General features: G+C 66.3%; 24 protein-coding genes. 5 read left to right on the forward strand and 19 right to left on the reverse strand.

The genetic code is table 11. From position 1 onward, the window contains the following. Positions 1-40: 40 nt before the first annotated feature. The 13 genes from ACGFNJ_RS23495 to rpsJ all read right to left on the reverse strand — a co-directional run bounded on the left by ACGFNJ_RS23495 (position 41) and on the right by rpsJ (position 6,137). Positions 41-475, reverse strand: a complete 435-nt coding sequence (locus tag ACGFNJ_RS23495) for a PIN domain-containing protein (protein WP_393451847.1) — start codon at positions 473-475, stop codon at positions 41-43. A 14-nt stretch (positions 476-489) separates the two neighbouring features. Beyond that, positions 490-723 carry a DUF6364 family protein gene (locus ACGFNJ_RS23500; RefSeq protein ID WP_393451850.1) on the reverse strand — a complete coding sequence of 78 codons (234 nt, stop codon included), beginning with the start codon at positions 721-723 and terminating at the stop codon, positions 490-492. Between the two features lie 122 nt (positions 724-845). Further along, positions 846-1,118 carry a 30S ribosomal protein S17 gene (gene rpsQ / locus ACGFNJ_RS23505; RefSeq protein WP_393451853.1) on the reverse strand — a complete coding sequence of 91 codons (273 nt, stop codon included), beginning with the start codon at positions 1,116-1,118 and terminating at the stop codon, positions 846-848. Further along, positions 1,115-1,354: a 50S ribosomal protein L29 gene (gene rpmC / locus ACGFNJ_RS23510; protein WP_014981663.1), complete on the reverse strand. Its 240-nt coding sequence runs from the start codon at positions 1,352-1,354 to the stop codon at positions 1,115-1,117. Before rpmC ends, rpsQ begins: the two co-directional genes overlap by 4 nt. Continuing rightward, the gene (gene rplP, locus ACGFNJ_RS23515) at positions 1,354-1,770 is read right to left on the reverse strand and encodes a 50S ribosomal protein L16 (RefSeq protein ID WP_025347180.1); all 417 of its coding nucleotides are present in this window, start codon (positions 1,768-1,770) and stop codon (positions 1,354-1,356) included. Before rplP ends, rpmC begins: the two co-directional genes overlap by 1 nt. Before the next feature lie 3 nt (positions 1,771-1,773). After that, positions 1,774-2,580, reverse strand: coding sequence for a 30S ribosomal protein S3 (gene rpsC / locus ACGFNJ_RS23520; RefSeq protein ID WP_069165357.1), 807 nt, complete (start codon positions 2,578-2,580; stop codon positions 1,774-1,776). Further along, the gene (gene rplV, locus ACGFNJ_RS23525) at positions 2,581-3,012 is read right to left on the reverse strand and encodes a 50S ribosomal protein L22 (protein WP_393451857.1); all 432 of its coding nucleotides are present in this window, start codon (positions 3,010-3,012) and stop codon (positions 2,581-2,583) included. It lies immediately after the preceding gene. Next, positions 3,009-3,290, reverse strand: coding sequence for a 30S ribosomal protein S19 (rpsS, locus tag ACGFNJ_RS23530; RefSeq protein WP_019045020.1), 282 nt, complete (start codon positions 3,288-3,290; stop codon positions 3,009-3,011). The genes rplV and rpsS overlap by 4 nt, the downstream gene beginning before the upstream one ends. Positions 3,291-3,305: 15 nt before the next feature. Then, positions 3,306-4,145: a 50S ribosomal protein L2 gene (gene rplB, locus ACGFNJ_RS23535; RefSeq protein ID WP_069165359.1), complete on the reverse strand. Its 840-nt coding sequence runs from the start codon at positions 4,143-4,145 to the stop codon at positions 3,306-3,308. Between the two features lie 33 nt (positions 4,146-4,178). Beyond that, positions 4,179-4,484, reverse strand: a complete 306-nt coding sequence (gene rplW, locus ACGFNJ_RS23540; RefSeq protein ID WP_033091018.1) for a 50S ribosomal protein L23 — start codon at positions 4,482-4,484, stop codon at positions 4,179-4,181. Beyond that, entirely contained in the window at positions 4,481-5,155 is a 675-nt protein-coding gene (rplD, locus tag ACGFNJ_RS23545) for a 50S ribosomal protein L4 (RefSeq protein ID WP_393451862.1), read from the reverse strand. Before rplD ends, rplW begins: the two co-directional genes overlap by 4 nt. Further along, positions 5,152-5,817, reverse strand: a complete 666-nt coding sequence (rplC, locus tag ACGFNJ_RS23550) for a 50S ribosomal protein L3 (RefSeq protein WP_069165361.1) — start codon at positions 5,815-5,817, stop codon at positions 5,152-5,154. The genes rplD and rplC overlap by 4 nt, the downstream gene beginning before the upstream one ends. 14 nt (positions 5,818-5,831) lie before the next feature. Further along, a complete protein-coding gene (gene rpsJ, locus ACGFNJ_RS23555) occupies positions 5,832-6,137 on the reverse strand; it encodes a 30S ribosomal protein S10 (RefSeq protein WP_003938093.1) in 306 nt (101 codons plus the stop codon). Positions 6,138-6,691: 554 nt separating this feature from the next. Here rpsJ and ACGFNJ_RS23560 point away from each other — a divergent pair. Together ACGFNJ_RS23560 and ACGFNJ_RS23565 are read left to right on the forward strand one after the other, a co-directional pair. After that, entirely contained in the window at positions 6,692-7,168 is a 477-nt protein-coding gene (locus tag ACGFNJ_RS23560) for a hotdog fold domain-containing protein (RefSeq protein WP_393451865.1), read from the forward strand. 118 nt (positions 7,169-7,286) lie between these two features. After that, complete coding sequence (locus ACGFNJ_RS23565) at positions 7,287-8,477, forward strand: lycopene cyclase family protein (protein ID WP_393451868.1); 1,191 nt, start codon at positions 7,287-7,289, stop codon at positions 8,475-8,477. Here ACGFNJ_RS23565 and ACGFNJ_RS23570 read toward each other — a convergent pair. Genes ACGFNJ_RS23570 through ACGFNJ_RS23580 form a run of 3 tightly spaced genes read right to left on the reverse strand, consistent with a single transcriptional unit; the run spans position 8,447 to position 11,099 of the window. Beyond that, positions 8,447-9,307 carry an ABC transporter permease gene (locus ACGFNJ_RS23570; RefSeq protein ID WP_393451871.1) on the reverse strand — a complete coding sequence of 287 codons (861 nt, stop codon included), beginning with the start codon at positions 9,305-9,307 and terminating at the stop codon, positions 8,447-8,449. The two genes, ACGFNJ_RS23565 and ACGFNJ_RS23570, sit on opposite strands and share 31 nt — an antisense overlap. Further along, positions 9,304-10,119: an ABC transporter permease gene (locus ACGFNJ_RS23575; protein WP_393451874.1), complete on the reverse strand. Its 816-nt coding sequence runs from the start codon at positions 10,117-10,119 to the stop codon at positions 9,304-9,306. The genes ACGFNJ_RS23570 and ACGFNJ_RS23575 overlap by 4 nt, the downstream gene beginning before the upstream one ends. Next, a complete protein-coding gene (locus tag ACGFNJ_RS23580; protein WP_393451877.1) occupies positions 10,116-11,099 on the reverse strand; it encodes an ATP-binding cassette domain-containing protein in 984 nt (327 codons plus the stop codon). The genes ACGFNJ_RS23575 and ACGFNJ_RS23580 overlap by 4 nt, the downstream gene beginning before the upstream one ends. A 365-nt stretch (positions 11,100-11,464) precedes the next feature. On the opposite strand from ACGFNJ_RS23580, the gene ACGFNJ_RS23585 reads away from it, so the two are divergent. Further along, the gene (locus ACGFNJ_RS23585; protein WP_393451879.1) at positions 11,465-12,991 is read left to right on the forward strand and encodes an aldehyde dehydrogenase family protein; all 1,527 of its coding nucleotides are present in this window, start codon (positions 11,465-11,467) and stop codon (positions 12,989-12,991) included. 91 nt (positions 12,992-13,082) lie between these two features. Here ACGFNJ_RS23585 and ACGFNJ_RS23590 read toward each other — a convergent pair whose 3' ends face one another. Then, the gene (locus tag ACGFNJ_RS23590) at positions 13,083-14,363 is read right to left on the reverse strand and encodes a TetR/AcrR family transcriptional regulator (RefSeq protein WP_393451882.1); all 1,281 of its coding nucleotides are present in this window, start codon (positions 14,361-14,363) and stop codon (positions 13,083-13,085) included. Positions 14,364-14,491: 128 nt separating this feature from the next. On the opposite strand from ACGFNJ_RS23590, the gene ACGFNJ_RS23595 reads away from it, so the two are divergent. Together ACGFNJ_RS23595 and ACGFNJ_RS23600 are read left to right on the forward strand one after the other, a co-directional pair. Further along, complete coding sequence (locus tag ACGFNJ_RS23595) at positions 14,492-15,313, forward strand: enoyl-CoA hydratase (RefSeq protein ID WP_393451885.1); 822 nt, start codon at positions 14,492-14,494, stop codon at positions 15,311-15,313. Positions 15,314-15,535: 222 nt separating this feature from the next. Beyond that, the gene (locus ACGFNJ_RS23600) at positions 15,536-16,561 is read left to right on the forward strand and encodes an SDR family oxidoreductase (RefSeq protein ID WP_393451888.1); all 1,026 of its coding nucleotides are present in this window, start codon (positions 15,536-15,538) and stop codon (positions 16,559-16,561) included. A 41-nt stretch (positions 16,562-16,602) separates the two neighbouring features. On the opposite strand, the gene ACGFNJ_RS23605 is transcribed toward ACGFNJ_RS23600, so the two are convergent. Both ACGFNJ_RS23605 and ACGFNJ_RS23610 read right to left on the reverse strand, forming a co-directional pair. Next, positions 16,603-17,838 carry an Nramp family divalent metal transporter gene (locus ACGFNJ_RS23605; protein WP_393452261.1) on the reverse strand — a complete coding sequence of 412 codons (1,236 nt, stop codon included), beginning with the start codon at positions 17,836-17,838 and terminating at the stop codon, positions 16,603-16,605. Positions 17,839-17,963: 125 nt separating this feature from the next. Next, positions 17,964-18,953 (reverse strand): alpha/beta hydrolase, encoded by a 990-nt coding sequence (locus ACGFNJ_RS23610; RefSeq protein ID WP_393452264.1) that lies wholly within the window; start codon positions 18,951-18,953, stop codon positions 17,964-17,966. Positions 18,954-19,051: the final 98 nt, after the last annotated feature.

Consider the following 19,051-nt stretch of genomic DNA (forward strand, 5'->3'; position numbering starts at 1 on the left):
TTCGCCACATTCTCCGTTCCTTAGCCGGTGGGCGACCTACTCAGGTTTCACTGCGGAACGGGTTGCGCACCTCGAGCTCACCGAAGCGTCTGCCGTGCTGAAGGTCTTCCGACAGTAGGTATTTCGCGCCGGACTGGGATGCCGCTTCGATGATCACTGCGTCCCACCAGGAGACCTTGTGTGTTTCCTGGAGGAAGGACGCGTTCATCACTATCAACGGATGCGTGTCCATCGAGCACCACTCGCTATACGCCGCGATAACAGAGCGGGCCCTCTTGATGCTCATCCGCGGCGAGAGCTTGCGGATTGCGACGTTGTAGAACTCGGCGAGCACCTGAGCGCTGAGCAAACCGGTCCCATTGGCCCACAGGTCACTCAGGACGGCTTGTGCCATCGCATGCCGTTCGCCCGCATCGGTGTCGAAGGCGTAGATGAGGATGTTGGTATCAATAAACGTGCGTTCCGTCGTCGCCATGAAAGGGCTCACTCCTAATCTTTGTAGATATCGGCGCGGCTCCACCGGCGGCCACCGTGCGGCTCGGCCTCAGCCATCAGCTGTAGCGCAAGACGTTTGGCGCGTTCGTAGCGCATGTCGTCGTAAGACAGCTCCACCAATTGCTGCGCTATGAGGGCACTGACCGACGTTCCCCGCTTGGCCGCAATCACCTTCGCATCGGTGATCACGTCCTCGTCGAGCTGGATCGTGATATTCCGCTTCGCCATGCACCACAGCATATGACGTGGACCACGCAAAAGTCACGAGATTTAGAGATTCGTGGCAAACAAGAAAAAGGGCCGTCCGCCGGGATAACCCGGGGGACGGCCCTTTTCGAGGGGTGAGCGGCCTACTTGGCCTTCTCCAGCACCTCGACCAGACGCCAGCGCTTGGTCGCCGACAGCGGTCGGGTCTCCATCAGCTGGACGCGGTCGCCGATGCCGGCGATCTCGTTCTCGTCATGCGCCTTCACCTTGGAGGTGGTGCGAATGATCTTGCCGTAGAGCGGGTGCCGGTTACGGTCTTCCAGCTCGACGACAATCGTCTTGTTCATCTTGTCCGAGACAACGTAGCCGACGCGTACTTTGCGGCTGTTGCGCTCTTCCACTTTCTGTTCGCTCATGCCGCATCTCCCTTGTCAGCGGGTCCGGTGGCCAGACCGAGCTCGCGCTCGCGCATGACCGTGTAGATGCGCGCGATTTCGTGACGGACCACGCGCAGCCGACGGTTGTTGTCCAGCTGACCCGTCGCCATCTGGAAGCGCAGGTTGAACAGCTCTTCCTTGGAGTCGCGCAGCTTCTGCACCAACTCCTCTTCGGTGAGCTCGCGGAGCTCTGCGGCCGGTGTTTCAGTAGCCATCAGAACTGCTCCTCCCTGGTCACGATCCGGCACTTCATCGGGAGCTTGTGCATCGCGCGGCGCAGGGCCTCACGAGCGATCTCCTCATTCGGGTAAGACATTTCGAACATCACGCGACCGGGCTTGACGTTCGCGATCCACCACTCCGGCGAACCCTTACCGGAACCCATGCGGGTCTCGGCAGGCTTCTTGGTGAGCGGGCGATCCGGGTAGATGTTGATCCAGATCTTGCCGCCACGCTTGATGTGGCGAGTCATCGCGATACGCGCCGACTCGATCTGCCGGTTGGTGACGTAGGCCGGCTCCAGCGCCTGGATGCCGAACTCGCCGAACGCCACCGAGGTGCCGCCCTTGGCCATGCCGGAACGACCCGGGTGATGCTGCTTGCGGTGCTTCACCTTACGAGGCATCAGCATGCGTCAGCCCTCCTGTGTCTCTGCCGGAGCGTCCACCACCGCAGTGGCGGCGCGCCCGGCCTCGGTGCTGGTCGCCGTGGTGCCGGCGGAACCGGACCGACGCGGACGGCTCGGACGCTCGCGGCGCGGACGATCACGATCGCCACCCGCCGGAGCGCTCACGGCGGCCAGCTCACGCTTGCCACCGACGATGTCGCCCTTGTAGATCCAGACCTTCACGCCGATGCGACCGAAGGTGGTCTTGGCCTCGTAGAGGCCGTAGTCGATGTCGGCGCGCAGCGTGTGCAGCGGCACCCGACCCTCGCGGTAGAACTCCGAGCGCGACATTTCGGCGCCACCGAGGCGGCCCGAGCACTGCACACGGATGCCCTTGACGTTCGGCGAACGCATGGCCGACTGGATGGCCTTACGCATCGCACGACGGAACGCCACGCGGTTGGAGAGCTGCTCGGCCACGGCCTGGGCAACCAGCTGCGCATCCGACTCGGGGTTCTTGACCTCGAGGATGTTCAGCTGCACCTGCTTCTTGGTGAGCTTCTCCAGCTCGGCCCTGATGCGATCGGCTTCGGCGCCACGGCGGCCGATGACGATGCCAGGACGAGCGGTGTGGATGTCGACGCGAACCCGGTCACGGGTGCGCTCGATCTCGACCTTGGAGATGCCTGCCCGCTCCATGCCAGTGGCGAGGAGCTTACGGATGGCGACATCTTCCTTCACGTAGTCCGCGTACTGCTTGTCCGCGTACCAACGCGACTTCCAGTCGGTGGTGATACCGAGGCGGAAGCCATGGGGGTTGATTTTCTGTCCCATTTACTTTGCCCCTCCCTTCCGGCGGTTGCGAGTTGCTCCACCGGCGGTGGGGATGCTCTCGACCTCGATGGTGATGTGGCTGGTGCGCTTGCGAATACGGAACGCACGGCCCTGGGCACGCGGCTGGAACCGCTTCATGGTCGCGCCCTCGTCGACGTAGGCAGTCGAGATCACCAGGGTCGACGGGTTCAGGCCGAGGTTGTTCTCGGCGTTCGCCGCAGCGCTGGCGACGACCTTGGCGACCGGCTCGCTCGCGGCCTGCGGCGCGAACTTCAGGATCGCGAGGGCGTCCTCGACACGCTTGCCGCGGACCAGGTCCACGACGCGGCGCGCCTTCATCGGGGTGACGCGAACGTGCTTCGCCGTTGCGCGTGCATGGGGGTTCTGAGCCTCAGTCGTCTGCTGCGCTGATTGGCTCTTCGCTTCGCTCATCGCCGCTTGCTCTTCCGGTCGTCCTTGACGTGGCTCTTGAACGTCCTGGTCGGCGCGAACTCACCGAGCTTGTGCCCAACCATGTTGTCCGAGACGAACACCGGCACGTGCTTGCGACCGTCGTGGACGGCGAAGGTGTGGCCGATGAAATCGGGGATGATGGTCGAACGACGCGACCAGGTCTTGATGACCTGCTTCGTGCCCTTTTCGTTCTGTACGTCCACCTTCGCGAGGAGGTGGTCGTCGACGAACGGGCCCTTCTTGAGGCTGCGTGGCATTTCTTACCTCCTCCTTCAGCGCTTGTTCTTGCCGGACTTGCGGCGGCGGACGATGAGCTTGTCGCTCGGACGGTTGGGCTTGCGGGTGCGGCCTTCCGGCTGACCCCACGGCGAGACCGGGTGGCGACCACCGGAGGTCTTGCCTTCACCACCACCATGCGGGTGGTCGACCGGGTTCATGACGACACCACGGACGGTGGGACGACGGCCCTTCCAGCGCATACGGCCGGCCTTGCCCCAGTTGATGTTCGACTGCTCGGCGTTGCCGACCTCGCCGACGGTGGCGCGGCAGCGCACGTCGACGCGACGGATTTCACCGGAGGGCATACGCAGGGTGGCGTAGGTGCCTTCCTTACCGAGCAGCTGGATGCTGGATCCGGCCGAGCGGGCCATCTTGGCGCCGCCGCCCGGACGCAGCTCCACCGCGTGGATGGTGGTACCGGTCGGGATGTTGCGCAACGGCAGGTTGTTGCCCGGCTTGATGTCGGCCGTCGGGCCGGACTCGATCGGGGTGCCCTGCACGATGCCCTTGGGCGCGATGATGTAGCGCTTCTCGCCGTCGACGAAGTGCAGCAGCGCGATGTTGGCGGTCCGGTTCGGGTCGTACTCGATGTGCGCGACCTTGGCCGGGATGCCGTCCTTGTCCAGCCGACGGAAGTCGATCAGACGGTAGGCACGCTTGTGGCCGCCACCGCGGTGCCGAGTGGTGATGCGACCGTGCGCATTACGACCACCCTTGCTGTGCAGCGGACGGATGAGCGACTTCTCGGGGGTCGACCGAGTGATCTCAGCGAAGTCCGAAACGGACGACCCGCGGCGACCCGGGGTAGTCGGCTTGTACTTACGAATTGCCATGAGTTCTTCTCTGCTTTCTGGATTCCCGTCCGCTTACGCGACCGGGCCTCCGAAGATCTCGATGGGCTTGCTGTCGGCCGAGATGGTCACGAGCGCGCGCTTGGTGTCCTTGCGCTTGCCGTAACCGAAGCGGGTCCGCTTGCGCTTGCCCTGACGGTTGGCGGTGTTGACGCTGGTGACCTTGACACCGAAGACCTTCTCGACGGCGATCTTGATCTGCGTCTTGTTGGAGTCCGGGTGCACCAGGAAGGTGTAGGTACCGTCCTCGATCAGTCCGTAGGACTTCTCGGAGATGACCGGCGCCAGCAGGATGTCGCGGGGGTCGGCGATCGTGGTCACTTGCTCTCCTCCTGTGCTGCCTCGGCCGGGCCGTGCACAAAGGTGTTCAAGGCCTCGACGCTGAACACCACTTCGTCGCTGTAGAGCACGTCGTAGGTGTTGAGCTGGTCCGGTGCGATGGGCTGCACGTGCTCCAGGTTCGCCACGCTCTTCCACGCGGCCAGGTCCTCGCGTCCGACGACGACCAGGAACTTCTTGCGGTCCGACAGTTCGGCCAGGAAGCTCTTGGCGGTCTTGGTCGACGGGGCCTGCCCGGAAACCAGTTCGGTGATCACGTGGATGCGTTCGTTGCGCGCCCGATCGGAGAGGGCACCGCGCAGGGCGGCGGCCTTCATCTTCTTCGGGGTGCGCTGGCTGTAGTCACGCGGCTGCGGGCCGTGCACGGTGCCACCGCCGGTGAACTGCGGTGCGCGGGTCGAACCCTGACGGGCGCGACCGGTGCCCTTCTGGCGGTACGGCTTCTTGCCACCACCGGACACCTCGCCACGCGTCTTGGTCGCGTGGGTGCCCTGACGGGCCGCGGCCAGCTGCGCGGTGACGACCTGATGCATCAGGGCGATGTTGGCGGTCACGTCGAAGATCTCCGCGGGGAGCTCGACGGTGCCGTTGGTCTTGCCGCCCGGCTCTTTCACCGGCAGCGTGAGGTTAGCCTTCTTCTCCAGGCTGGTCATGCGTGCGCACCACCCTTCACTGCGCTCTTGACGGTCACGACGCTGCCGCGACGACCGGGGATCGCTCCCTTGATCAGCAGCAAGCCGTTCTCGGCATCCACCTTGTGAACCGACAGGTTCTGGGTGGTGACGCGGTCGTTACCCATCCGACCCGACATCCGCATGCCCTTGAACACGCGGCCGGGGGTGGCGCAACCACCGATGGAACCCGGGCGACGGTGCACAGCCTGCGCACCGTGCGAGGCGCCCTGACCGGCGAAGCCGTGACGCTTCATGGTGCCGGCGAAGCCCTTGCCCTTGCTGGTACCCGTGACGTCGACGTAGGTGCCCTCTTCGAACACGTCGGCGTTGATCTCCTGGCCGACCTCGAAGGTGGACGCGTCCGCGACGCGGATCTCGGCGACGTGGCGGCGCGGGGTGACACCGGCCTTGGCGAACTGGCCGGAGACCGGCTTGTTCACCTTGCGCGGGTCGATGGCGCCGAAAGCGACCTGGACGGCGCTGTAGCCGTCGCGCTCCACGGTGCGGATCTGGGTGATGACGTTCGGTCCGGCCTTGATGACGGTCACGGGAACGACGCGGTTCTTGTCGTCGAACACCTGGGTCATGCCGAGCTTGGTGCCCAGAATGCCTGCCGCAGGCCTGTTCTTGTTATCAGTCATGTCTCGAGTCCCCGTCACTGAATGTTGACGTCGACGCTGGCCGGCAGGTCGATGCGCATGAGCGCGTCAACCGTCTTCGGCGTCGGGTCGAGGATGTCGATAAGCCGCTTGTGCGTACGCATCTCGAAGTGCTCGCGCGAGTCCTTGTACTTGTGCGGCGAACGGATGACGCAGTACACGTTCTTCTCGGTCGGCAACGGCACCGGCCCGACGACACGGGCCCCGGTGCGGGTCACCGTCTCCACGATCTTGCGCGCTGAGGCGTCGATCGCTTCGTGGTCGTAGGCCTTGAGCCTGATGCGGATCTTCTGTCCCGCCACGCTAAGTGTCCTTTTCTCCGCTTTAGTCCTTCGTGATCCGGAAGCTGGCTTCCGTACCACCCTCAATTTGCACAGCCCGAACACACGAAGACGTCTCACGTGAGACCGCGACCGAGCACGCATGCTCGACCCTCGCCGCTGTTCATCTGTCATGGTTCTCCGGTCCACGCGGTCGGGCGTGTCGCCCATCCGCTCATTCCTCGGCCCTGGATCGAACTTCATCTCAGGCCTGGAACACTGTCCCGGACGTACCCACACCGGTAGTCCGGCGAGGTACACGATTGGTACTGCTCGCCTCGCTCGGCCACTCCGTCTCACGCGGAAACAGGCACGGGCCGGTGCAAGGCAACCCGAACAGTATGCCCGACGGGCTCAACGACTACAAATCCGACCCCCCACTTCGGGTTCGGTGCGCCCCCGACCCAGGTCAGACCGCGGATCCCGGGCGCGCCGTCTACGTTACCCGCGCCGTCGCACCCCTCGCGAGTAGCGCGGCTCGACGTGAGTTGGGGCACGGCGAGCGGGCATAACTTACTCCGCAGTAAGATGCAGTCATGACGAAAGAGACCGCAACCTATCGCGGCTGGAAGAAGCTGCCGGACAACCGGCTCGGGCACACGCTGTTCTCCCTCGGGATGGTGGCGCGGGTGCCGTACTTCGGCACCGTGCTGCCGAACGTGGTGCGGCTGGAACCGGGGCTGTGCGAGGTGACCTCGCCGAAGTGGTTCGGCATCCACAACCACCTCGGCACGTTCCACGCCATCGCGGCATGCAACCTGGCCGAGGTGGCGATGGGCATGCTGAGCGAGGCGACCGTGCCGTCGACGCACCGCTGGATCCCGAAGGCGATGAACGTGCAGTACCTGGCCAAGGCCGAGACCAGCCTGCGGGCGGTCGCGAAGCTGGCGGACGTGCCGGACTTCACCACGATCACCGAGGGCCAGAACCTGATCGTCCCGGTCTCCATCTACGACAAGCACGGCCTGGAGGTCGTGCACGCCGACATCACCACCTGGGTCACCCCGAAGTAGGCAGCACTTCCGCAGGGCAGCGGCGGCCATCAGGTCGGCGATCCTCGCGGCCCGTCGACGGATCCACGCTGTGCGTGGACAGTTGCTTCGGGGCCGCCGCTGCGGATTGAATGCCCTCATGGGTGTCAGCGCGGTCCCGAATGTCGATGTATGCGTGGTCGGGCTCGGACCGACCGGCCGGGCGCTCGCGCATCGCGCGATGCGTGCCGGATTGCGGGTGACCGCCATCGATCCGCGGCCGGACCGGCTGTGGGCGCCGACCTACTCCTGCTGGGTCGACGAGCTGCCGCAGTGGCTGCCGTCGAGCGCGATCGCCACCACCATCCCGGCACCCACCGTCTGGACAAAGGTCGAGCACCGCATCGACCGCCCCTACTGCGTGCTGTCCAAACCCGGTCTGCACGAGGCACTCCCGCTCGACGACGCAACGGTGCTCGCACAGCGCGCGAGGACGGTCGGCGCACACACGGTGGAACTCGGCGACGGCACAACGATTTCCGCGGCAACGGTGTTCGACACGCGCGGCCTGCCTGCGCTCGGCAAGCGCAGGGCCGCAAGCGCGCACGGCATCTTCGTCGCCGAGGAAACCGCCGCGCCCATGGTCGCCGCGCACGAAGGCTTACTGCTGGACTGGCGCCCGGAGAACGGCGCTGGCCCCGACGAACCGCCCTCGTTCCTCTACTCGGTGCCGCTCGGCGACGGCACGGTGATCTTCGAGGAAACCAGCCTCGGCTTGCGCGGCGGGATGCCGCAACACGAATTGCGCAAGCGCACGCTGAATCGCCTTGCCGCGCACGGCATCCGGCTCACCGGCGACGAGCCGAGCGAGGCAGCGCACTATCCGCTCGATCAGCCGCCGCCGAAAAAGGGCGTGGCGCAAGCCGTTCCGTTCGGATCACGCGGCGGCATGATGCACCCCTGCACCGGCTACAGCGTCGCCGACTCGCTGGCACTGGTCGACACCGCGATCACCGCGGTGCTGCACGGCCGCGATCCGGTCGCCGAACTCTGGCCGCGCCAGGCCCGATTGGTGTACTGGATGCGGATGCGCGGCCTCTGGGGTCTCGGCAGGCTGACCACCGAACAGTCGATCGCCATGTTCGACGCGTTCTTCAGTGCCTCGCCGCGCGGACAGCGCGCTCTGCTGTCCGCCCACGACGACTACACCGCACTCGGCGCGGTGCTGTTCAACACCGTCGCGCACACCTGGCCGTTCCGCTGGCGCTACGACCTGGTCGGCTGGACCCATCGCAATCGCTGGCTCGACTACGACTTCGATCAGGCGCCGGTCTCCGCTGCCCGCCGGTAGCCGCGGACCGCGGGGTAAGCGCACACGGCGACGATCCCGACCGTCCAGAGCACCGTCAGCAGCAGGGGCTTCGCGACCGGACCGCCGTAGGACAACCCACGGATGGCATCGATCGCACAACTCATCGGCTGGTATTCGACCGTGCCCTGCAACCACTTCGGGTAGGCAAAGGCGGGCGCGAAGCCGGTGTTGAAGAACATCAGCAACGTGTTCACGACGCCGATGACGTTCAACAGCACCACGCCCTCGAAGCGGGTGGCCAAGGCGGTGACCAACACGGCGAAAGCAGTACCGAAGAGCACCGGTACGCCGATCAGGGCGAGCCCGGCCAGCGCCCCCTGCTGGAACCGGAACCCGAGCAACAGTCCGACCCCGATCACGAACACCGTGGTGATCAGCACGCGCACCGCCTCGGCGAGCAACCGGCCGGTCAAGCCCGCGGCCCGATGAATCGGCATGGTCCAGAACCGGCCGAGCAGCCCGGTCGCCTTCTCGCGCCCGAATCCGAGCGCGCTCACGACCGCGCCGGACATCGCCGCCACCAGCGAGAGCAAACCCACCTGGCCGAAGATGCTCGGCTGGCCGGTGAACGCGGTGACCGGATTGCCGAGCACGATCTGGAACATCACCAGCGTCAATGCCGGAAAGACCAGCGTCTGAATGGTTGTCGCGGGATCGCGGGTCCACACCAACAGCAGTCGCTTGCACTGGATCAGGCTGTGCTCGACCCAGGTGCTCAGCGCGCTCTCCGGCTTCGCCGTCACCTCGGGCAGCGGCGTCTTCCAGCCGAGGGTCTCGCCTGCGTCGATGGGCGCTTCCGTAGTACTCATGACCGCCTCACGCTCGCCCACACCGCGAGCGGGACGAAGGCGAGCGTCAGCCCGACCACCCAGACCAGCGGCACCCACAACACCTGCCACGTAACCCCGTCCGCCGCCATATCGCGCAGCGCGAAGGAGAACTGCGAGATCGGCTGGTTGCGCACGAACCCGCGAATCCACGCCGGGAAGCTGTGTTCCGGCACGAAGCCGCACGACAGCATGCCGAAGATGAGCGTCGGCAGCGTCAGCGCCTGGCTCAGGGCTTCCGGACTCTTGGTCAGGCTGCCGAGTGCGTCGGCGCCGATCGCGAGCGCCGTGCCGACCGCAAGGGAGAACAGACAGAACAGGACGGCCTGTACGAAGCCCGCAGAGAACCGGAAGCCGATCACGTAGCCGAACACCAGCGCCGCGGCCAACGCGACGACCGAGCGAACCAACCCGGCCGCGATCCGAGCGGACAGCGGAACCAGCAGGCCGATCGGCATGGTCTGCAACCGGGTACTCAGCCCGGTCAGCGCCTCGAACGCGGCACGCTGCGCATTCGACATCATCGTGAAGGACATGGTCTGCAGCACGATGATCGGCATGACGTACTGCTCATAGTGGACGCCCTGGAAATTCATCACCAGACGCAGCGGCAAATAGAACCCGACGGTGAACACCAGCGGCACCACGACCGCGAAGATCAGCTCACCCTTGGTGGCCATGGTCCAGACGATGCGGCCGGTCAGCGCTCGCCACTGGGCGAACGAGGACAGGCGCGCCTCGGGTAGTGCTTCGAACAGCGCGGGCGCAGTGGAGGTGGTGGTCGCGGCGGTCACGAATTACCGCCCGAGTGACCGGTGATGGACAGGAAGACGTCGTCGAGCGAGGGCCTGCGCAGCGCGATGTCGGCCAGCTTGACGCCGGCGGAGTCGAGCCTGCGCAGCGCCTCGGTCAGCGTGGCAGCGCCCTCCGGCGCCGGAATCGACAGGCGGTCACTGCCGTTGACGGCGGCCAGCACCGCGGCGGGCACCAGATCACCGAGCGCGTACGCCGCGGTGAGCACCTGCGCCGGATGCAGCGGAACCACCTCGCAGTAGCTGCCGCCGGTCTTCTCCTTGAGCTCGTCGGCGGTGCCTTCGGCGATCACCGTGCCCTTGTCGATGACGATGATGTTGTCGCTCAGCACATCGGCTTCCTCGAGATACTGCGTGGTGAGCAGCACCGTGATGCCCTGCGCCTTCAGCTGGTTCACCAGATCCCAGACGCCTTGGCGGCTGCGCGGATCGAGGCCGGTGGTCGGCTCGTCGAGGAACACCACCTCGGGCCGAACCACCAGCCCGCACGCGATATCGACGCGGCGGCGCATGCCGCCCGAATACTGGGCCACCATGCGACGGCCCGCACTGGCCAGATCGAATTCCTCGAGCAGGGTGTCGGCCCGTTTGCGGGCCGCGGACTTGCTGAGGCCCATCAGCCTGCCGAACAGTTCGAGGTTCTCCCGGCCGGAGAGGTTCTCGTCGAGTGCGGCGTACTGGCCGGTCATCATGATCGAGCGGCGCACCCCGGCCGCGTCCTTCAACACGTCGTGCCCCGCGACGATGGCGGTGCCGGAGTCGGGGCGCAGCAGCGTCGACAGGATCTTCACCATCGTCGTCTTGCCTGCGCCGTTCGGGCCGAGGATGCCGAGGACGCTGGCGCGGTCGGCCGTGAAGCTGACCCCCTGCAGTGCATGCACATCGCCGAATGACTTCCGAACATCCGTTACCCGGACCGCTGGTTCACTCGCATGCAGGTCTGCTTGGTTCAAGCTCGGCATCAACTCTCCACTATCGGCGATTGCGGCGACATGGCATCGCCGGAGCGCGCATCCACGTTCCCACTAGTGATCCGTAGCGCTTGGCGTGATGTTACCGGCATGTGCGGGGTGCACCGGGTGCCGCGATCGGTACCCAACTGGACGACAAACTAATTGTGTCCTTACTCACACCCACCGCGCGCGACGGGACCCGGTGCAGATCGGCGTGGGTTGACACTGTCAAGGGCAGCGCGGTGGCGGCAAAGGAACCTTGTCGGCCGGTCGTGGCGACCATAGTCTGCTATTCGGGGGAACACTCACTCGTCCGCGGCGGCGGCTGTTGGTAAGTGGTCCGCACGCCGATTTCGACACTGCGAGAGGTGATCATGGCCGAGTCCGCGCAGCCACGCGTGGCGGCGCAGCCGGGAGGTTCGGGCCGATCGAACGTGTTGACGTCCTACGACCCACGCACGGGCGAGGTCGTCGGCAACTACGCGGTGATGGGCGCAGGCGAGATCAACCGCACGGTACGCAGCGCACGAGCCGCCGAAAGATGGTGGGCCGACCTGGGTTTCAGCGGACGCAAACGGTGGCTGCTCGACTGGAAGCGCGACATCACCCGCCGGGCAGGCGAATTGGTGGAGATCCTGTCCGAGGAGACCGGTAAACCGGAGGCGGACGCGACAATCGAGGTGATGCTCGCGGTCGAGAACCTCGATTGGGCGGCCAGGAACGCGAGCCGCGCGCTCGGCAGGCACCGGGTCGGCTCCAGCTGGCTGACCCGCAATCAGCGTGCCTCGGTCGGCTACCTGCCGCTCGGCGTCATCGGGGTGCTCGGCCCGTGGAACAACCCGGTCTTCACACCGATGGGCTCGATCGCGTACGCGATGGCCGCGGGCAACACGGTGGTGTTCAAGCCGCACGAGCTCACCACCGGCGTCGGCGTCTGGCTGGCCGACAGCTGGACTCGGCTCGCGCCGAATCAGCCGGTGCTGCAAGTGGTTACCGGCGACAACGGGACGGGCCGTTCGCTGTGCCGGGCGAAGGTCGACAAGATCGCCTACGCCGGTTCGGAATCGGGCGCGCGCGAGGTGATCGAGCTGTGTACGCACACGATGACGCCGGTCGTTGTCGAGCGCAGCGGCAAGGGCAGCATGATCGTGCACGTCGACGCGCGGCTCGATGACGCCGCGGAGGCCGCGGTCTTCGGGGCGATGGCCAATGCTGGCCAGAACGCCACCGGGATCCAGCGGGCCTACGTCGCGGAGTCGGTGTACGAACCGTTCCTCGCGCTCGTGGTCGAACAGGCCGGTCGACTACGGCCCGGCGCCGACAAGCGGGCGTCCTACGGCCCGATGATCCTGGAGTCGCAGGTCGAGGTGGTGCGCAAGCAGATTCGGGACGCGCTGGCCCGCGGCGGACGCGCGGTGGTCGGCGGGCTCGATTCGATTCGCGAACCCTACGTCGAGCCGGTGGTGCTCACCGAGGTGCCCGAGGAAAGCCTGGCGATCACCGGCGAGGGCATCGGGCCCGTGTTGATCGTGAACAAGGTGACCGACATGGCCGACGCGGCGCGGCGCATCAATGCCGTCGGCAACGATGTCGCGGTCTCGGTGTTCACCAGGGACGTGCACGAGATCGAGTCGTTCGCCGAACAGCTGCGGGTCGGCGTGGTCACCATCAATTCCGCGACGGCCTACGCGGGCATCCCCGCGCTGCCGTTCGGTGGCGTCGGCGAATACGGGCAGGGCCACAGCCATGGCGATCAGGGCCTGCGGGAGTTCAGCCACACGCTGGCCATCGCGCGCAAGCGCTATCAGGCGCCGGTGAATCTCTCCACCTTCGACCGGCATCCCCGGCATCTCCGGTTGGCCAGGACCATCTTCCGGATCCGGCACGGACGCCACACCTAGGGTCCCAGCCACTTCGGCACCAGGCTCGGGTCACCGATCGGTTGGGTCACCAAGTAGCACGGCCTCCGGCGACTTCGACACCGGGCTCGGGTCACCGATCGGCGGCGGGACCAAGCAGCACGGCCTCCATCAGCGCGGTGACCCGAGCCAATTGCGCTGGGCGGGAATCGAATCGGAGCAACCGCCCGACATCGATGACCTGGCCGATGGCGGCGTGCACCCGGAAGCGCGCCTCGACGGGATCGCCGTCGAGCAGGTTGGCCCATTCCAGGACGTTCTGTCGTTGGATCGCGCGCAGCTTGTGCTGTTCGGCCTGGGGCAGATTGCTGAATTCGGCGTAGTAGACGGGCATGATCTCCGGCATCGCGAAGGTCAGCCTGGCTTGGCGTTCGGCGATGCGGCGCACCGCGTCCTCGCGGCTGGTCGCCTCGGCCAGTGCCTCGGTGATCGCCAGCGCGACCCGGTCGCCGGTGCGATAGAAGGCGGCGGCGAGCAGATCGGACTTGCTGGCGAAGTAGCGGTACACGCTCGACGCGTTGATGCCGACGGCCGCGCCGATCTCCTCGATGCTCGCCTCGTGATAGCCCTGCCTGCCGAATATCCGGATGGCCTCGGTGAGCAGCTGTTCGCGTTTCGACGACACCGGCAGCCCCTTGGTCACCGGGCCAGGATCGGGTTCCGGTGGCGCGGGCGGCAACTCGGCGCGCAGGATGGCCCATGCCATGTCGTGCAACAGCGGAAGCAGTTTGGCACCGGACAGCGCGCTGCGGTGCGCGGAAATGCTCGCGATCGCGCTCAGCACCGCGGCCGCCGCGATCGCCACATCGGCGGGCGGCGCCGTTGGCCGCAGCTGCGCGATCGGCCCGGCGAGGGTCGCGTTCAGGTCGTCGTAGATGGCCCGGATCCGGAGGCGATCTTCGCGTTCCAGATAGCGCCGCTCCCAGCGGTACAGCCCGGCCTCGCGGCGGATCTCGATGGTGTGTTCGCTGATTGCCTTGATCAACGCGTCCAGCCGCCGCTCGGGTGCCAGCTGCGGATCGTCCGCGGCGCGTGCCACCGTCAGCAGGTGCCTGGCGCCTTCTTCGGCGGCCGCGACGAGCAGTGCGTATTTGTTCGTGAAATGCCGGTACAGCGCGGGGCCGGAGATCCCGACCTCGGCGGCGATCTCGTCCACCCCGACCGGGTAATACCCGCGATCGCTGAACGCGCGCGCGGCCGCCCTGATGATCTGCACCTTGCGATCCTTGGGCCTGCGACGCACCGGACCACCTGGCGCCTGACCACCGCCCCCCGCGGGATCGCTGCGCATCGCCTGACCGCCTGCATCAGGCCGCGCGGAAGCGAGACCGACCTCGCTGCGATCCGCGACCATGCACCTTCTCCGTTCTCCGGCGGCGCTGGTTGACAGCGCCCGACAATGGAACCTAAGTTAACCACAATTCGCAAAGTTAACCGCGATTCCGGATAAAGCAGCCGCCGAGTCCCAGCGTAGGAGTAGACATGAGCATTCCCGATTCCGCGGCTTCAGCCGCGTCCGCCGCGCCTGCGGCCGGCTTCTCCGCGGTGCACGACGGCAAGGTGCTCCGGGTGACGATCACCAATCCGAAGCGCAAGAACGCCGTCGACTACGACACGATGCAGGCGCTCGGCGGCACCTTCGTCGCCGCGGCCACGGATCCATCGATCCGGGTGATCGTGCTGACCGGCGCGGGCGGCGACTTCTGCACCGGCGCCGACCTGTCCGCCAGTGCGGGCGAGGCACAACGCGGCATCACCTCCGAGATGGTGATGGATGTGGCGAACCGCCTGGTGAAGTCGATCGTCGATGCCCCCGTCCCGGTGATCGCCAGGATCAAGGGCGCCGCAGCGGGCGTCGGCGTCGGCATCGCGCTCGCCGCCGATCTCGTCTACGCCAGCGAAGACTCCTACCTGCTGCTCGCCTTCATCAACATCGGCCTGATGCCCGACGGCGGCGCCGCCGCCATGGTCGCCGCCGCGGCCGGTCGTCCCCTCGCCGCCGAAATGGCGCTGCTCGGCGAGCGCCTGCCCGCCCCCGCCGCCAAACAAGCAGGCTTGTTCACTGCGGTCCTGCCCGACGACGAACTCGACGCCAAGGTGGAAGCCGCCGCCGCCAAGCTCGCCGCGGGCCCCCGCCGCGCTCTCGAACTCACCAAACAGGCACTCAACCAAGCCACCCTGACCGCCCTCGACACCGCCCTTGCCGCCGAAAAGACCGGCCAGAGTGAACTATTGAAGTCCCCCGACTTCTTCGAAGGCGCCACCGCCATGCTCACCAAACGCAAGCCGATCTTCGCGGATTGAATACGCTCTTCCTACTTCACCTACACACCAACTGATTTCGCAGGCACATGGGTAACTCACCGGGCACCGGCTAACTGGCTAACTGGCTAACTGGCTAACTGGCTAACTGGCTAACTGGCCCAACCAACTCACCACCGGCCGCCAACGCGACTCGCCACGCGCCTCGATCTGGCCAGAAGTCCGGGAGAGGCGGGACAGCCGGGGGAGCTATGCTCTCTTGCTATGGCTTACCTGGTTAGCGGGGCAACTGGGTTTATCGGTCGGTTTCTCATCCCCGAGCTGCTGAAACGCGAGGGTGATATCCATGTGCTGGTGCGGCCGGGCGCCGAGTCCGCCGACCGGTTCACCTGCTGTGCCCGGGAGTGGGCGGGCGGGGATCGGGTGCGCCCGGTGCGCGGTGACCTCGGCGCGCCCGGGCTAGGTATCGATCCGAGTTGGCTTGCCGAGCATCGCGGCTCGATCGACCATGTCTTCCATCTGGCGTCCAGTTATGACAGCGCCGAACGTGGCGATGGGACCCGACATCTGGTCGAGGTCGCGGAGCAGGTGAATGCCGGTCTGCTGCATCATGTCTCGACGGTGGAGGTGGCGGGCACGACGGAGGGCCTGTTCACCGAGGGCATGTTCGACGAGGGCCAGACGCTTGCCACACCGGTCCAGCGGGCCAAGTTCGAGGCGGAGCGGATCGTGCGCAAGGCCGGGCTGCCGTGGCGCATCTACCGGCCTTCGATCGTGATCGGCCATTCGCGGACCGGTGAGATCGATCGGATCGACGGGCCGTACTACTTCTTCCGACTGCTTCGGATGGGTGCGCAGCTGCCGAGGATCCTGCCGGTGCTTGTCCCCAAGCTCGGTGAAACCAACATGGTGCCTGTCGATTTCGTGGCTCGCGCGCTGAATCATCTCGCGCACCTGCCCGGCCCGAACGAGATGACCTACCATCTGGTCGATCCGCGCCGCCAGAGTGTCGCCGAGGCGATGAACCTGTTCGCCGACGAGGCGGGCGCGCCGCACCTGGTCGAGGTGATGCCGAAACGCACGCTCGACATGATGTTGCAGGTGCCCGGTGCGAGCTGGGTCCTCCCCCGCATCGGTGTGCCCCGAGATGTCTTGGAGCACAGCGAGTTCACCTGCTGGTTCGACTGCCGCAACACCACCGCCGCGCTCGCGGACACCGATATCAAGGTGCCGCCGCTGGCGGGCTATGCCCCACTGATCTGGAAGTACTGGATCGAGAACTGGGCCTGAACCCGACGTCCTCGACGAATGAAGGCCCCGCTGTTCGGCTTTCAGGCGCCGGTGATCGTCAGGTAGATCAGGGCAATGTTGAGCGCCGAGATGATGACGGCGATCAGCCAGGCCAGTGCGGTGGTGACGCGGTGGTTCACGTCGTCGCCCATCAGCATGCGATCACTGGTGAATCGGACCAGCGGTATCAACGCGAACGGGATGCCGAAGGACAGCACCACCTGCGAAATGATCAGTGCGCGAGTGGGATCGATGCCGGCGGCGAGGATGACCAGTGCCGGGATCAATGTGACCAGGCGGCGCAGCATCAGTGGAATGTGGCGGCGCAACAGGCCCTGCATGATCATCGCGCCCGCGTAGGCGCCGACCGAGGTCGATGCGAGGCCGGAGGCGAGCAGGCCGATGGCGAGCAGCAGCGCCGCCACCGGGCCGAGCGCGGTGCCGACCGCGGCGTGCGCGTCCTGCAACGTCTCGATTTCCTGATCCCGCAACGTGTTCGCGGCCATCAGCAGCATCGCCAGGTTCACCGTGCCTGCCAGCAACATGGCCAGCACGACGTCGACCTTGGTGATCTTCAGCAGCCTGCGCCGGGCCGGCCCGACCTCGGGATGCCCGTGCCGGTCCCTGGCCAGGCCGGAGTGCAGGTACACCGCGTGCGGCATGACCGTCGCGCCGATCATGGCCGCGGCGAGCAGCACGCTCTCGGTGCCTTGGAAGCGCGGCACCAGGCCGCCGATGGTGCCGCCGACCGAGGGCGGTGAGATGAACACGCTGGCGAGGAAGCCGATCGCGATGATCGCGAGCAGGCCGGTGATCACCCGCTCGAACGGTTTCTGTCCGCGCCGGTCCTGCACGAGCAGCAGACCCATCGACACCACGCCGGTGATCACGCCGCCGACCAGCAGCGGAAGCTGGAACAGCAGGTTGAGTGCGATCGCGCCGCCGACCACTTCGGCGAGATCGGTGGCCATCGCAACGGTCTCCGCCTGCCCCCAGTAGGCCAGCCTGGTCGAGCGGTTCGACTTCTCCCGCACGGCCTCGGGGAGCGACATCCCGGTCACCAAACCCAGCTTGGCCGAGAGGAATTGGACCAGCCCGGCCATCACGTTGGCCATCACGATGACCCACACGAGTAGATATCCGTACTGCGCGCCCGCGCTGATGTTCGAGGCGACGTTGCCGGGATCGACATAGGCGATGGCCGCGACGAACGCGGGTCCGAGCAGCAGGGTCGCGGCGCGGGCCCGCGTGGTGGCAGTTTTAGCGGACTCCGCCAAGGTGGTACTCACAGAACAGAATTTTACGGGTTCCCGAACTTTTTCGTTAGTACTGGCCGTAAAAAGCAACCGCCTGGTCATACCCGAGGGTAAAACCAGGCGGTTGGTTGGTGCTCAGTGGGTTGCTAGATGCCGAGTCCGCGGGCGAGCACCGGCCAGGACTGCAGGAACTCCTCGCGCCAGTAGCCCCACGAGTGGGTGCCGCTCGGCCGGAAGTTGAAGGTCGCGGGGATGCCGAGCGAATCGAGCTTGTTCTTCAAGTTGTTGGTGCAGAAGTTCGTGCCCGCCTCGATGATGCCGCCGATGATGATCTGGTTGGCCAGGCCGTAGGCGCCGGGCAGGGCGTACGGACCGTTCAACGTGTCGTACTGGCCGGGCAGCCCGTTGCCGGTCGAGATGTAGAGGCCGACGCCGCGCAGACCCTCGGCGTGCACATAGGGATCGTTGGCCGCCCAGTCCGGCGAACCCGGCGGGCCCCACATGTTCTCGGTCTTGCCGCCGCCCCAGGTCTCGACGGTGAGCCGGACGAACTCCGAGCCGACCGGATCACTGGTCTGTGCGCATCCGCTGTAGGCCGCGGCCGCCTTGTACAGGCCAGGCTTGGCGATCGGCAGCGCGAGCACGGTGGTGCCCGAGGTGGACAGGCCCGCGATCGCGTTCACGCCGTTGGTGCCGAGCGCGCCGTCGACCAGCGGCGGCAGCTCCTCGGTGAAGAAGGTCTTCCACTTGTTGCGGCCGAGCGCCGGGTCGTCCTTGATCCAGTCGGTGTAGTAGCTCCACTTGCCGCCGATCGGCTGGATCACGTTGACGTTCTTGTCCAGCAAGAACTTCAGCGTGTCGGTCTTGGCCTGCCAGGACGCGTCGTCCTGGCCGCCGCCCGCGCCGTTGAGCAGGTACAGGGACGGCCGTGGCACCGAGGCATCGGCCGGGCGCTGCACGTCGATGATGACCTTCTGGTCCATCGCCGCCGAGTACACGTACAACCGGATGTTGCGGTCGTCCTTGTATTCGGCCTTGGTGATACGCGAGCCGTCCGGTGCGGTCGGGTTGGCGAGCAGAGCCTTGGAATCGAAGATCGGGTCAGCCGAAGCAGGTGCCGCGCCGAGCCCGGTCATCATTCCCGCGAGGACCGCCGTTGCCGCGATCGCCGCCGCGGTACGCAGGCCGCCGCGCCGGGTCTGTCGACGTATCAATTCCGCACCTTCGCTTCGTC

The sequence above is a fragment of the Nocardia sp. NPDC049149 genome (assembly GCF_043197455.1).
Lineage (GTDB): Bacteria > Actinomycetota > Actinomycetes > Mycobacteriales > Mycobacteriaceae > Nocardia.

Bases quoted from the DNA above. Each gene is read 5' to 3' on its own strand.
- ACGFNJ_RS23495 (WP_393451847.1), bottom strand. From the start codon at position 475: ATGGCGACGACGGAACGCACGTTTATTGATACCAACATCCTCATCTAC.
- ACGFNJ_RS23500 (WP_393451850.1), bottom strand. From the start codon at position 723: ATGGCGAAGCGGAATATCACGATCCAGCTCGACGAGGACGTGATCACC.
- rpsQ (WP_393451853.1), bottom strand. From the start codon at position 1,118: ATGAGCGAACAGAAAGTGGAAGAGCGCAACAGCCGCAAAGTACGCGTC.
- rpmC (WP_014981663.1), bottom strand. From the start codon at position 1,354: ATGGCTACTGAAACACCGGCCGCAGAGCTCCGCGAGCTCACCGAAGAG.
- rplP (WP_025347180.1), bottom strand. From the start codon at position 1,770: ATGCTGATGCCTCGTAAGGTGAAGCACCGCAAGCAGCATCACCCGGGT.
- rpsC (WP_069165357.1), bottom strand. From the start codon at position 2,580: ATGGGACAGAAAATCAACCCCCATGGCTTCCGCCTCGGTATCACCACC.
- rplV (WP_393451857.1), bottom strand. From the start codon at position 3,012: ATGAGCGAAGCGAAGAGCCAATCAGCGCAGCAGACGACTGAGGCTCAG.
- rpsS (WP_019045020.1), bottom strand. From the start codon at position 3,290: ATGCCACGCAGCCTCAAGAAGGGCCCGTTCGTCGACGACCACCTCCTC.
- rplB (WP_069165359.1), bottom strand. From the start codon at position 4,145: ATGGCAATTCGTAAGTACAAGCCGACTACCCCGGGTCGCCGCGGGTCG.
- rplD (WP_393451862.1), bottom strand. From the start codon at position 5,155: ATGACCAGCCTGGAGAAGAAGGCTAACCTCACGCTGCCGGTGAAAGAG.
- rplC (WP_069165361.1), bottom strand. From the start codon at position 5,817: ATGACTGATAACAAGAACAGGCCTGCGGCAGGCATTCTGGGCACCAAG.
- ACGFNJ_RS23560 (WP_393451865.1), top strand. From the start codon at position 6,692: ATGACGAAAGAGACCGCAACCTATCGCGGCTGGAAGAAGCTGCCGGAC.
- ACGFNJ_RS23565 (WP_393451868.1), top strand. From the start codon at position 7,287: ATGGGTGTCAGCGCGGTCCCGAATGTCGATGTATGCGTGGTCGGGCTC.
- ACGFNJ_RS23570 (WP_393451871.1), bottom strand. From the start codon at position 9,307: ATGAGTACTACGGAAGCGCCCATCGACGCAGGCGAGACCCTCGGCTGG.
- ACGFNJ_RS23580 (WP_393451877.1), bottom strand. From the start codon at position 11,099: ATGCCGAGCTTGAACCAAGCAGACCTGCATGCGAGTGAACCAGCGGTC.
- ACGFNJ_RS23585 (WP_393451879.1), top strand. From the start codon at position 11,465: ATGGCCGAGTCCGCGCAGCCACGCGTGGCGGCGCAGCCGGGAGGTTCG.
- ACGFNJ_RS23590 (WP_393451882.1), bottom strand. From the start codon at position 14,363: ATGGTCGCGGATCGCAGCGAGGTCGGTCTCGCTTCCGCGCGGCCTGAT.
- ACGFNJ_RS23595 (WP_393451885.1), top strand. From the start codon at position 14,492: ATGAGCATTCCCGATTCCGCGGCTTCAGCCGCGTCCGCCGCGCCTGCG.
- ACGFNJ_RS23600 (WP_393451888.1), top strand. From the start codon at position 15,536: ATGGCTTACCTGGTTAGCGGGGCAACTGGGTTTATCGGTCGGTTTCTC.
- ACGFNJ_RS23610 (WP_393452264.1), bottom strand. From the start codon at position 18,953: ATGACCGGGCTCGGCGCGGCACCTGCTTCGGCTGACCCGATCTTCGAT.